The sequence below is a fragment of the Ruegeria sp. AA6 genome (assembly GCF_056542865.1).
The window spans coordinates 1-12919 of sequence record NZ_JBQGAN010000001.1 but is presented as its reverse complement, the minus strand read 5'-3'; the positions used below and the strand labels follow the sequence as shown (position 1 = coordinate 12919).

At 55.8% G+C, this 12919-nt stretch carries 11 protein-coding genes; 7 read left to right on the top strand and 4 right to left on the bottom strand.

The window, feature by feature from the left end; translation table 11 throughout:
• Positions 1 to 10 precede the first annotated feature (10 nt).
• From ACR0LN_RS00055 to ACR0LN_RS00045, 3 genes are read right to left on the bottom strand one after another with little or no spacing between them, the layout of a single operon-like run.
• Positions 11 to 1054: an ABC transporter ATP-binding protein gene (locus ACR0LN_RS00055; protein WP_480426741.1), complete on the bottom strand. Its 1044-nt coding sequence runs from the start codon at positions 1052 to 1054 to the stop codon at positions 11 to 13.
• Entirely contained in the window at positions 1042 to 2736 is a 1695-nt protein-coding gene (locus ACR0LN_RS00050) for an ABC transporter permease (RefSeq protein WP_480426739.1), read from the bottom strand. The genes ACR0LN_RS00055 and ACR0LN_RS00050 overlap by 13 nt, the downstream gene beginning before the upstream one ends.
• Positions 2733 to 3701: an ABC transporter substrate-binding protein gene (locus ACR0LN_RS00045; protein WP_480426738.1), complete on the bottom strand. Its 969-nt coding sequence runs from the start codon at positions 3699 to 3701 to the stop codon at positions 2733 to 2735. The genes ACR0LN_RS00050 and ACR0LN_RS00045 overlap by 4 nt, the downstream gene beginning before the upstream one ends.
• A 164-nt stretch (positions 3702 to 3865) precedes the next feature.
• Here ACR0LN_RS00045 and ACR0LN_RS00040 point away from each other — a divergent pair, with 164 nt between their 5' ends.
• Together ACR0LN_RS00040 and ACR0LN_RS00035 are read left to right on the top strand one after the other, a co-directional pair.
• The gene (locus tag ACR0LN_RS00040) at positions 3866 to 4651 is read left to right on the top strand and encodes a DeoR/GlpR family DNA-binding transcription regulator (protein ID WP_480426736.1); all 786 of its coding nucleotides are present in this window, start codon (positions 3866 to 3868) and stop codon (positions 4649 to 4651) included.
• Positions 4652 to 4821: 170 nt separating this feature from the next.
• Positions 4822 to 6552: an adenylate/guanylate cyclase domain-containing protein gene (locus ACR0LN_RS00035; RefSeq protein ID WP_480426734.1), complete on the top strand. Its 1731-nt coding sequence runs from the start codon at positions 4822 to 4824 to the stop codon at positions 6550 to 6552.
• 140 nt (positions 6553 to 6692) lie between these two features.
• Here ACR0LN_RS00035 and ACR0LN_RS00030 read toward each other — a convergent pair whose 3' ends face one another.
• A complete protein-coding gene (locus tag ACR0LN_RS00030; protein ID WP_480427675.1) occupies positions 6693 to 7892 on the bottom strand; it encodes an ROK family transcriptional regulator in 1200 nt (399 codons plus the stop codon).
• Positions 7893 to 8078: 186 nt separating this feature from the next.
• Between ACR0LN_RS00030 and ACR0LN_RS00025 the strand changes: the two genes are divergently transcribed.
• From ACR0LN_RS00025 to fsa, 5 genes are all read left to right on the top strand, one after another.
• Complete coding sequence (locus ACR0LN_RS00025) at positions 8079 to 9098, top strand: substrate-binding domain-containing protein (RefSeq protein ID WP_480426732.1); 1020 nt, start codon at positions 8079 to 8081, stop codon at positions 9096 to 9098.
• Positions 9099 to 9207: 109 nt separating this feature from the next.
• Positions 9208 to 10278 carry an ABC transporter permease gene (locus tag ACR0LN_RS00020; protein ID WP_480426730.1) on the top strand — a complete coding sequence of 357 codons (1071 nt, stop codon included), beginning with the start codon at positions 9208 to 9210 and terminating at the stop codon, positions 10276 to 10278.
• The gene (locus ACR0LN_RS00015; protein ID WP_480426729.1) at positions 10278 to 11060 is read left to right on the top strand and encodes an ATP-binding cassette domain-containing protein; all 783 of its coding nucleotides are present in this window, start codon (positions 10278 to 10280) and stop codon (positions 11058 to 11060) included. The genes ACR0LN_RS00020 and ACR0LN_RS00015 overlap by 1 nt, the downstream gene beginning before the upstream one ends.
• Before the next feature lie 149 nt (positions 11061 to 11209).
• Positions 11210 to 11728 carry a nucleoside/nucleotide kinase family protein gene (locus tag ACR0LN_RS00010; protein ID WP_480426727.1) on the top strand — a complete coding sequence of 173 codons (519 nt, stop codon included), beginning with the start codon at positions 11210 to 11212 and terminating at the stop codon, positions 11726 to 11728.
• 93 nt (positions 11729 to 11821) lie between these two features.
• A complete protein-coding gene (fsa, locus tag ACR0LN_RS00005) occupies positions 11822 to 12475 on the top strand; it encodes a fructose-6-phosphate aldolase (protein ID WP_480426725.1) in 654 nt (217 codons plus the stop codon).
• Positions 12476 to 12919: the final 444 nt, after the last annotated feature.

Below are 12919 nucleotides of genomic sequence, written 5' to 3'. Positions count from 1 at the left end.
CCTCGTTCAGTTAAGTCTCGGAAAACGCCCAGGGTGTCGAAAGACTCAGCCCAAGCTGATCCCCCGGCATGTGGCGGATGTGTGTTCGAGCGGTCAGTTCTGCCCCGTCCGCAGTGCGCAAGCGCAGCCTGTATTGCCCTCCGAGGTAGGTGCTGCGCTCAACACATGCGCGCAGCATGCCCGTTTCGCCCAGAACGATATCCTCGGGGCGCAGACAACTGAGCGTGGGCGAGGCGCTGTTGCTTCTAACCCTGATACGATGATTTAACAGGGTGACATCGGCCCCATCTGCGGCAGGGGTTGGGTCCGTCACCGGCAGGACGCTGCCCTCACCGATGAACCCGGCCACAAACCGGTTTTGCGGTCGGGCATAGAGGCGTTCGGGTGTGTCGAACTGTACAATGCGCCCAGCCTCCATCACCGCGATGCGGTCGGCCATGGCCATCGCTTCGGCCTGATCATGGGTGACGTAGACCATGGTCGCGCCAGTGCGCTGGTGAAAGTCTGAAAAAACGTCCTGCATCGACGCACGCAGAGCTACATCCAGATTGGCAAGCGGTTCATCCAGCAGAACGGCCGTCGGATCAGACACCAGACAGCGGGCCAAGGCCACGCGCTGACGCTGCCCGCCGGACAGGTCCGACGGCATCCGATCCGCATATGGGATCAGCGCGGTGGCCTGCAACGCCGCTTCGATCTGGCGCGCGCGCTCGGATTTGGGAACCGACCGAACCTCCAGCGGGTAGCCCACATTGCGGCGGACATCCATATGCGGCCACAGAGCGTAGGACTGGAAGACGAAACCGATATTGCGGTCCTCGGGGGCCAAGGCGTATCCGCTTTTAGCATTCGCAACCTCTTGTGCCCCGATATGTATCTGGCCTTCCGAGGGAAGTTCGAACCCCGCCAATAGGCGCAGCAAAGTGGACTTGCCGCACCCGGACGGCCCCAGCAGGGCGACAAACTCGCCATCTTCGACCGTTGCCATAACATCTGAAACGGCGGGTGTGCCATCGAAGGATTTACCGACGGAGGAGAGGGTCAGCTTTGCCATGGGACAACTCCTTTCGGAAGTTGGTGAGAGGTCAGTTGGATCACGCTCATCAGAATGATCACGACCACGACGACCGCCATGGCGACGGCCGAGGCCATTACCGCTTCGCCGCTGTCATCAAGGTTGAAAATCACCACCCCAAGCGTTTCGGTTCCCGATGACCACAGCAGTGCCGAAACCGTCAGTTCGTTGAACGCGGTCAGAAATACCAGTATGGCCCCCGCCGCCGCCGAAGGAGCGGTCAGCGGCAGGATGATGTCCCGCAGACGGCGCAACAGCGACGCGCCAACAGATTGCGCGGCCTCGTTCATTGCCGGGTCAAGCTGTTTCAGGCTGGATTGCACGGGGCGGAACATCACCGTAAAGAACCGCGCCAGATAGGCCAGAAAGATGATCCAGATCGTGCCGTAGAGCGTGTAACTGGTAAACGGCAGATTGATCAGCAGCAGGATCATCGCGATGGCCAGAACAACTCCCGGCAAGGCATAGGGCAGATCCAACAGACTGTCGAACAGACGCCCCAACCGGGTTGGGTGGCGTTCCATCAGCCACGCCAGTGGCAGGCACAGGGCCATCAGTAACAGTGCGGCTCCGATCGCCAGGCTGAACGAGTTCGCAAAGGCCCGTGTAGTTGCGGGCTGGCGGAACAATGCCTCGTGCCAGCCGCTGAGCGAAAGGGTATCCCATCGTAGAGGCACGCCATAGGCAGGAACCAAAGACGTCGCCAGCAGACCCAACATCGGCAGCACCAGAATGGCGAGGATGACTGTCCAAAGCGCAACCTCGACAGGCAGGCGTGCACGGCCCAGCGGTATGGACAGCGGCCGTGCCGTACTGCCAACCAGATGCACCTTCTGGCGGCGCTGAAACAGGCGTTGAAGCAGAATGCCTGCGATAGCGACCGCGCCGATCAAAATCGCCAGGACCGCGACTTCGGCCAGAACGGTCGTTCCAAGGCCCGCGAGCCGCTGATAGATCAGTGTCGGCAGCGTCGAATACCCGGCTGGAATGCCCAGCATGGCCGGAATTCCAAAATTCCCTAAGGCGGTGACAAAGGTGATGGCCACACCTGCGGCAAGACTGGGCACGCTAAGCGGCACCACGATCTGCCACCAAACCCGTAGACCGCGCGCACCTGAAACCCGCGCCGCCTCAACCACATCCTGTGGGATTGAACGCAGGCCCGCGCGCAAAGTCAAAAAAATGATCGAACTGTGCTGAATCCCCAGCAGTAGAATGATCCCGCCTGGTGAATAAAGCGGCTGTGGCGCACCCAAGGATGGTGCCAGTCCCAGGGTTTTCAGCAGCACCGACGAAGGCCCCATGATCTGTGTCCAGGACAGTGCGGTAATTTGTGGCGGGATCATCAGGCAGAACACCAGCGCCGCCTTGCGCCGCAAATCGGTCAGAGCGACCAGAAAGGCAAAGATACTGCCAATCACAACGGACACCAGCGTTCCCAAACCTGCGGTCACCAGTGAATGTCGCAAAGCAGATTGGGTAGAGTCCCGCGCCAGCACGTCGGTCAAAAATGCAAGATTCAGCGCCCCACCCGCCGTGAACCCCTCGATGAACAGACGCAGGACCGGTGCCAGCGTCAGGACAATGGCAACAATCAGTACAATAGACAGCAGCCGGCCCTCGGACCGGCTGCGCCCCGCATTCAGCGGCATGTAGGTCATTCAGCACCGAAAACGTCGGCGAACTTCGCCTTGTTGGCTTCGGCATCTTTCAACGCCTTCGCAGGATCAAAAGCCATCAGCTTGATCTCTTCACGTGCCGGGAAACCTTCGGGCACATCCATGCCGTCGCGGGCGGGGATATAGCCCATCTCAAGCACAAGATCCTGGCCCGGCTGCGACAGAACGAAATCGACGAATTTCTGGGCTGTCTCAACGTTTTTGGCGCTATCCATGATCGCGACCGGTTCGGTCACGTAAGACACACCTTCCTGCGGGAAGACAAATTCGACCGGCGATCCGTCCGCTTTGTTGCGGATCGCCAGAAAGTCGACCACGACACCATAGGGTTTTTCACCCGAGGCGACCGCTTTGAACGTGCCACCATTGCCACCCTTGGCCCGCGCCTCGTTCGACGCCAACTGGTTGTAGTAGTCCCAGCCCAAAGTATCATCCCCAGTCAGCGTCGCCAGATGGATCAGCGCAGCACCTGAATAAAGCGGCGAAGGCATGGCAATCTGGCCTTTCAGTTCCGGCTTAGCCAGATCGGACCATGATGCGGGCTGAACCTCGGCCCCGGTATTGTAGACGATCCCGGTCGTGATCAGCTTGGTCGAGTGATAATAGCCATCCGCACTGTACAGCGCCGGATCATAGGCTTCGGCCTCGGGCGACTTATAGGCTTTTAGCAGCCCCTCTTGCGCCATGCCTTCCAGCGTGACGGTGTCCGCGATCAGCAGCACATCAGGTTGCGGATTTCCAGCCTCGATCTCGGCACGCAGGCGCGCCATCAGCTTGGTGGTTCCGTCGCGCACCCAGTCGACTTCGACACCGGGATTGGCGGCAATAAAAGCATCGACCGTCTTTTGAGCGTCGGCATTGGGCTGAGACGTATACACGGTCAGGGTCTCGGCATGGGACACAGTGGCGGCCAAGGCCACGGCAGCGGCTGTCAGAAGGGTTTTCATCAAAGCTCTCCGGTTTGGCTTTCGTACGAAAGTTGAACGCGGTCCTTATGATGTGAGTCTGAAAAGCTTTTGTGACATTCCTTTTAAGAAAAATTGTCTTGCTGCGATTCTGCTGTTGTTGTTAGGCACAAAAGCAGGAGCGTTTCACTTTCAAAGGAAAGCCGATGAGGCGGAATGAACTGAACCGTCGAAGGGACCAGATCATTGGAATGCTCTGCGAGCATCCGGCGCTTTCAGCCTCGGAACTGGCTGAGCGGCTAGACGTTTCGGTCCAGACCATTCGCGCGGACTTACGTGATCTGGATGAGTCATCGCTTGTGCAGCGCCGCAATGGGCTTGTCCGGCTGCGCCAACAATCGGAAAACATTGGATACACACCGCGTATCAGTATGGCGCGGCTGGAAAAACGGCGCATTGCGTTGGCCGTCAAAGGATTGGTGGCGGATGGCGCCCGGATCGCTCTGGGCACCGGCACCACCGTAGAAGCCTGCGCACAACTACTCGCCGCTCACCAGGGATTGTTTGTCGCCACAAACAACCTGCATGCCGTGATCGCCTTGCACCTAGCACCTCGCGCCGAGGTAATGGTGGCTGGTGGTGCAGTTCGGTTGCGCGATCTCGACCTGATCGGCACTGCAAGCACAAGTTTTTTTTCTGATTATCGGGTCGAGCAGGCGATATTCAGCTGCGGCGGTGTGTCTGAGGCCGGTGAGGTGTTGGATTACAACACCGACGAAATCGCCGCACGCGTCGCAATATCGGGGTGTGCAGCACAAAAAATACTAGTGGTAGACAGCACGAAATTTGGCCGCGATCTACCTTGTCGAAAGCACATGATCTGGGATTACGACATAGTCGTCACTGGCGCGGATCTTTCGCCTGGATTGGTGGCCAAATGCACTGGTTCAGGCTGCCGCGTGGTACATGTAAACAATGATGAGCATGCCTAAACAAACTGTCCAAGCTCATTTTGGTAAATGAGTCGGAACAGTAGCAGCAGCCAAATTGCGACTACTTCCACTTTGGTGCTTTTTGCCTATTGCGGCCTTATTACCATCAAATGCACAGCATAGATTTTACGCACCATCGGGTTTAACTTGGCCCTGTGGAGGAACGGAATTTGAACCGCAAGCTGACCGCCATACTCGCCGCCGATGTTGTCGGCTATTCCAAACTGATGGAAGAAGACGAGGAAGGCACGCTTGAGCGCCTGAAATCACATCGGCTGGACACCTTTGATCCGACAGTCAGCGAACATAACGGCCGCATCATCAAGCTGATGGGCGATGGGGCGTTGGTTGAATTTGCCAGTGTCATGGATGCCGTGAATTGCGCAATGACAGTCCAATCAACGTTGGCGCGGACCGGAGGCCCAATCCTCCTGCGCATCGGGGTCAATCTTGGTGACGTTATTATTGATGGGGACGACATCTATGGCGACGGTGTCAATATCGCTGCGCGGCTGGAGGCGTTGGCAGAACCCGGCGGCGTCTGCGTATCCGACATTGTCCAACAAGCCGTGCGCATGAAAACCGGGCCGATCTTTAGCGACCTTGGCGAACAAAACCTGAAGAATATTGGCCAATCGGTGCGCGCCTGGCATTGGTCCGCGTCAAGTGAGCGCGAGGCCGTCGTGGACGGCAGCGCGCAACTAGCATCTGAAAAACCATCGATTGCTGTTTTGCCTTTTGACAATATGAGCGGCGATCCCGAGCAGGAGTATTTTGCAGACGGGGTTAGCGAAGACATAATCACTGCGCTATCGCGCATTCGCTGGTTGTTTGTAATTGCCCGCAATTCAACGTTTGTTCACAAGGGCAAGGCGGTGGATGTGCGTCGGTTGGCACAAGAGCTTGGCGTTCGTTACGTGCTTGAAGGAAGCGTCCGAAAAGCCGGAAACCGGGTTCGCATCACCACGCAGCTGATTGATGCCGAAAGTTCCAATCATCTTTGGGCCAACCGTTATGACCGGGAACTCGATGACATTTTTGCACTGCAAGACGAGATTACCGAGACAATAGTTGGCAGTATCGATTCAGAGCTGCGTGGCGCCGAGCAAGACCGAGCGAAGCATAAGCCAACCTCAAATCTCAACGCTTGGGATCTGTATCAACGGGGAAACTGGCATCTAAATCGCTTTACCAAGCAGGACAATGAAACGGCTCACCAGTTGTTTGAGACGGCCGCGCGGGCCGATCCGGATTTTGCCTTGGCGTACGCTGGCCAAGCTCTTGTGGGCGTCTCAGACGTCATAATGCGAATTGCCGACGATTCCTCCGATACAGTGACGAACGCAATTCAATTAGCAGAAAAAGCAAAGGCGTTGGATGACCGCGAAGCGCTGACCCACTACGCCCTCGGTCGGGCGTTTTGTCTTTCCGGAGATACGGATTCTGGGATCGCCAGCCTGGAAAAGGCCATCACACTCAATCCCAACTTTGCCCTTGCACATCACGGCATGGCCTTCGCCCTGAAAGCTGGGGGGCGTGCGGAGGACTCGCTGGCTCATGTGGCGATGGCTATAAAACTAAGTCCCAACGATCCCCTATTGTGGACGTTCTACGTCAACAACGCATCGGCATACTATCAATTGAAAAACTACGAGCTTTCAGAACACTGGGCAGGCAAGGCTGTCAGAGAAAACGAGCGTGAATACTGGCCAAACTTGTTCCGTGCAGCGGCGCTGGCCCAGCTGGACAAGATAGATGAAGCCCGCACAGCCGTTTCCAAAGCTCTTGCTCTAAAGCCCGAATTTTCGCTGTCATTCGTCGCCCAAAGCCTGCCTGGATACAACAAAGACTATTTTGAACATTTGGTGGAGGGGTTGCGAAAAGCCGGAGTGCCGCAGTGAAGCATTTACGGAAATACGCGCTTTCGCTCGGGGTTCAATGCTGCACTGCGACAGAGCCAATGCTATCTTTCGCCGTCCGCCACACTTAGCAGATTCAGGGGCCTTTCTTGATTAGGTTTTTTGACACCGAGAAGCATCAGCTACATCCCAGATAGCCCTGCATTAGTGTTCAAAAGAAACTGTCGGAAAATCGGGCTGCTCGCCGCACCGATCCCACGGGCGTTTTCCCCAACCGCCGCGGCTTCCACAACCGGAGGAATTAGACCACGTTTATCTTGGTTGACTAGGTAACGGCGAACCCGTGAAACCAACTCTTCCCGCACTTCCGGTGGGAATGCGCCGTCGATGAAAATCGCCTCAAAATCGATGACAGCACAGATGGAAAGTGCAGCTTTGGCCAATTCCTGTGCTGTAGTACCAATCCATGGCTCGACATATCGCGAAATGCTGCTCCAATCCTGTGGCTTCTTCCAGAGAATTTCAGGATCGACACCGGCTTCGATCAGCCTGTCCTCGAGCAGGAACAACGAGGCGGTGTCGATCAGTTGCTGACTTTCCCCCAAAGGACCCGTCGTCCGCATCGCGCCTAACGCACCTGCATTGCCTTGGTTGCCCTCGAATACAGTGCCGTTCAGCGCGACTCCGCCGCCGATCATAGATCCGATGAAGAAGTAAAAGTAATCGCGATACTCTGCCCCACGGCCATAGAGGTGTTCGGCGTGACACGCGGCCGTCGCATCGTTGACCACAAAAACTGGCAGGTCACTGAATTTGGCAACCTCAGAAAAGAAGTTCACGTTTTTCCAAGACCTGAATTTCTTGGCCGCAAGTCCAGACAGGTCATGCCATTTCCAAAGTTCGAATGGTGTGCCAATCCCTATTCCGCAGACCCGGTCACGAAGCCGTTGGGGCTCGTGCGAGAGAAGAGTTTCCAAACCCGTTTCCAGAAACCCGAAAACGGCTTCAGGCAGAGGATAGTCATAAGTCGTGGAAAGCTGGCGACGTGGCTTGCCCGTAAAGTCGATCAAAAGCAAGTCAGCACTGCGTCGGCCAATCTTCATACCAACCGACAAGATGCCTTCCGGGTTTAGCTCCATCGGGATCGACGGCTTACCCACTTTCCCACGCAGTGGCGTTCCACGCTTGAGAATCGCGTCCTTTTCGAGCTTGCGTAAAATGATGGATACAGTCTGAGGAGAGAGACCCGTCAACCGCGCGACGTCTGCACCTGCCGCGGGTCCATGCCGTTGTAAAACTGTCAAAATCAGGCGTTCGTTGTGATCGCGAACACCGCTTTGGCTGACCCCGCCAGTCAGTATTTTTAGTGCTTCTTTCTCCATATCTCCGAACATAAACGCCTTGTTTTCCTATGAAAAGGTAATCAGGCAAATTAATAAATAAACTTTATTTATTTATTGACAGGGCGACCAGAATCACAGTTTCTTGAATAAGACCTTCATTGGAGGATGGAGGCGCGTCTCGCAGGAACGCCACGCGAGGCGACAACAATTTTCTGGGAGGACAACATGAGAAATCTACTCAAGCTTGCTGCATCTGCGACCGTGCTCACAATGGCTGCGGCATCTGCTCAAGCGGCAGGGGAAACGGTCTGCCTGATCACAAAGACCGACACCAACCCATTCTTTGTAAAGATGAAGGAAGGCGCGACGGCTAAGGCCGAAGAACTCGGTATGACGCTCAAGGCCTTTGCGGGTAAATTTGACGGCGATCATGAGACACAAGTTCAAGCGATTGAGACCTGCATTCTGGATGGCGCCAAGGGGATCCTGCTGACGGCATCAGATACTTCCTCAATCGGTTCGGCGGTTGGCCAGGCACGGGATGCTGGGATGCTGGTTATTGCCCTCGACACACCACTTGATCCCGCGGACACCGCAGATGCCACCTTTGCGACCGACAATTACCGTGCCGGGCTTTTAATTGGTCAATGGGCCAAAGGGCAGATGGGCGACGCTGCAGCCGATGCAAAGATCGGCCTGCTCAACATCAATATCTCGCAGCCGACGGTCGGTGTACTGCGCAATCAGGGTTTCTTGGAAGGATTCGGAGTCGATCTCGGTGATGCCGGAAAATGGGGCGATGAAACCGATGCCCGCATCGTGGGCCATGATGTCTCGGACGGCTCTGAGGAGGGTGGCCGCAAGGGGATGGAAAACCTGCTCGCCACGGACCCCGAGATCAATGTGGTCTATACCATCAACGAACCCGCAGCTGCCGGAGCTTATGAGGCTTTGAAATCCATCGGACGCGAAAACGATGTTCTGATCGTCTCGGTAGATGGCGGCTGTCCTGGTGTGCGCAATGTTGAGGCCGGAATCATAGGCGCGACAAGCCAGCAATATCCGTTGCTGATGGCTTCCCTCGGCGTCGAGGCGGTAAAGCAATGGGCCGAGGATGGTTCAAAACCGGAAACCACCCCGGGCAAGGACTTCTTTGACACAGGCGTTGGTCTGATCACGGACAAACCTGTCGATGGCGTTGAATCCATCTCGGTCGCTGAAGGTCTGAATCTCTGCTGGGGTTGAACCCGACCGGCGAGGCGACAGAGTCGCCTCGCTACCTTTCAGTCGATAAAACCCTGAAACCGTCGCACGACAACAATCGCGTTATAGCTTTCGCGATAAGGGAGGCGTTATGTCAGATACTGCAAAAAAAGCAGAAGACTTCGAAGCGGCAGCCAATCGGCGTGAGAAAGTCGCCGAGTTCGAAGATCACCGGCGCGGTGCCATCGGGCAAATTCAACACGCGTTGCACGTGAACCCATCACTTGTACCGCTTATCGTCCTCGTCGCCGCGATCATCATTTTCGGTCTTCTTCTCGGCTCTAAGTTCTTTTCACCCTTTGCCATGACCCTGATCCTGCAGCAGGTACAGATCGTGGGCATCGTCGCCGCAGCGCAGAGCTTGGTCATCCTGACGGCGGGCATCGACCTGAGCGTTGGCGCGATCATGGTGTTTTCATCCGTTATCATGGGGCAGTTCACCTTCCGTTACGGCATCCCCGTGCCGATTGCGGTTATGTGTGGACTGGCTGTGGGAACAGCCATCGGAGCCATAAACGGCTGGCTGGTCAGCCGGGTTAAGTTGCCACCTTTCATCGTAACGCTCGGCATGTGGCAGATCGTTCTGGCGACAAATTTCCTGTATTCGGCCAACGAAACCATCCGCAGTCAGGATATCGAGGCCGAAGCCAGCTTCCTGCAGTTTTTCGGCACCAAATTCAGCGTTGGCGGTGCCTCCTTTACAATTGGCGTGGTGTTCATGCTGCTGCTGATCGTCGTGTTGGCATATGCGCTGCGCCACACGGCTTGGGGGCGGCATGTCTACGCGGTCGGAGACGACCCCGAGGCCGCCGAACTGTCTGGCGTCAACGTCCACAAAACGCTGATGTCTGTCTACATGCTGTCCGGGTTAATCTGCGCCTTTGCAGGCTGGGCTTTGATCGGGCGCATCGGATCGGTCTCGCCGACATCTGGTCAATTGGCCAACATTGAAAGCATCACGGCGGTTGTGATCGGGGGCATCTCGTTGTTTGGCGGGCGGGGATCCATTCTGGGATCGTTGTTCGGCGCACTGATCGTTGGCGTATTTACTCTGGGGCTCAGGCTGCTGGGCGCGGACGCACAGTGGACCTTCCTTCTCATCGGGCTTCTCATCATCGCAGCGGTCGCCGTTGACCAGTGGATTAGAAAGGTATCGGGCTAATGTCAGACACAACTCCAGTCGTCCAAGGGCGCGGGATCGTGAAGCGCTATGGCCACGTCACCGCCATCGACCATTCCGACTTTGAACTGCGTCAGGGAGAAATCCTTGCAGTCATAGGGGACAACGGCGCGGGTAAATCATCCATCGTCAAGGCGATTTGTGGTGCCACAATCCCGGATGAGGGCGAGATTCTGATCGAAGGAAAGAAGGTCAATTTCACCTCTCCGATAGACGCCCGAAACATGGGGATCGAGATCGTCTATCAGCAACTTGCCATGTCCCCTGCCCTGTCGATTGCCGACAACATGTTCATGGGGCGCGAGATCCGCAAACAAGGTTTCATGGGCAAATACATGCGTCAGCTTGATCGACCTGCCATGGAGAAGTTTGCCCGTGAAAAGCTAACTGAGCTTGGATTGATGACCGTGCAGTCGATCAATCAGGCAGTTGAAACGCTGTCTGGCGGCCAACGCCAAGGCGTAGCTGTTGCCCGTGCGGCCGCTTTTGCGACCAAGTTCATTATCATGGACGAACCAACGGCTGCTTTGGGCGTGAAAGAAAGCCGCAAGGTGCTTGAACTCATTCAGGACGTACGCGCACGTGGCATTCCGATCATCCTGATCAGCCACAACATGCCGCATGTCTTCGAAGTCGCCGATCGCATCCATGTGCACCGGCTTGGCAAACGCCTCTGCACAATCGACCCCAGAGACTACACCATGTCCGATGCGGTAGCGTTCATGACCGGTGCCAAGGAACCTCCGAAAGAGGACGCCGCGTGATCGAAAACGATGCAAAGCGCGTTTGCGACTTGATCTCCTCCCGGAGGCAAGTTGGGGTTCGGACGATTGTTGCAATCGCTGGCCCCCCTGCCTCCGGAAAGTCGACCCTAGCAGAAACCGTTGTGCAATCGCTGAACGCGGAGCAGAGCTTGGCGGTTCCGCTTGCCACGCTGGTCCCCATGGACGGCTACCACTTGGACAATCGCTTGCTTGAATCGCGAGGACTACTGGCGAGGAAAGGTGCACCTGAAACCTTCGATGGAGTTGGGTTTTGCAATGCAATCAGAGGGTTGAAATTTGCACGACATGAGTCCTTTTATCCCAAGTTCGACCGCCAAATGGACTTGGCCATTGCCAACGCGATTGCGGTTCACCCGGACACTCCGACTGTCGTCGTTGAGGGAAACTACCTTCTGATGGACAGCGACCCGTGGAAAAAGCTGGCGGATGTCTACGCCGCGACGATTTTTGTCAGCCCAACTTTTAAAGAACTCGAAAACCGGCTGCAACACCGCTGGATCAAGCATGGTTATGACCCAAAACCCGCTTTGCAACGCGCGAAAACCAACGATCTGCCCAACGCTGAGCGTGTCATCCGTGAGAGCCGGAAAGCCGATCTTACATTGAACCAGAATTACACCAAATTCGGGATGCGCTACGCGTTCTGAACTTGCGCTCTGGATGCCACAAACCGTTGATGCAGCGCCTCAGGGCGGTTTCAGATGCAATCAAAATCACCCGATAAGCGATGAGGAAAACTCATGAAATTCTTCGTAGACACCGCAGAAGTAAACGACATCAAAGATCTGATGGACTTGGGAATATTGGATGGTGTCACGACCAATCCAAGCCTGATCGCCAAGTCGGGCCGCAATTTCAAAGAGGTCATTGCTGAAATATGCACTCTGACGGATACGCCTGTTTCCGCAGAAGTTGCAGCTTTGGACACTGCAGGAATGATTGCAGAGGGAGAGCACCTCGCGACAATCGCTGACAACGTCGTCGTCAAACTGCCCCTGACCTTGGATGGCCTCAGGGCCTGTGCTCATTTCAAAAGAGAAGGTATCAGAACAAACGTCACACTCTGCTTTTCACCCAATCAGGCTCTCTTGGCGGCGAAGGCCGGCGCTACCTATGTTTCGCCGTTCGTTGGCCGACTAGATGACATAAACCTGGACGGAGCCGATCTGATCCGTGACATCAGGATTATCTATGACAATTATGGTATTGAAACTGAAATCATTGCAGCATCAATCAGAAGCCCCAATCATATAACAGAGGTCGCCCTGGCCGGATCAGACATTGCTACGATCCCCCCATCCGTTATCCGCAAATTGGTAATGCATCCATTGACAGAAACCGGTATCGAGCAGTTTTTCAATGATTGGAAGTCGACTGGGCAATCGATTCTTTAATACGGTATGATTTTGCCTGACACGGAACGGCGCAAAGCCGACACCCAGTAGCCAACCGGAATCCTGCGATCGCAGCCCGGGTTGCAACCATTCGCTGCGTATTGTAGCCGCCTGCGTTGCGGCCTGTTCCGCATCCAGCTTGCGAGACATGTTGGCAAAGGTTACTCTGGCCTTAGGCCGTTCTGAGGCGGCCACCTGGTCCGCGGAAAGCTGTCATCGGCACCTCTGAAAAAATGTATGAAAACCACATCGGTTTCTCAGCCCGGATTGGCGGACCGTCGGGCAGCGGAGGGAAGACCGATGACCAAATCACTCGATCAACTGCGCCGTGATGCAAAGGCTCTGGGCAAAGCTGTCAACGGCGGTGAGAAAGTCTGCCATTGGGCGGAGCAAAAGTCGTCCACTGTTTGGGTTACCGGCGCCTTGGCAAACGCGCTCCCAAAT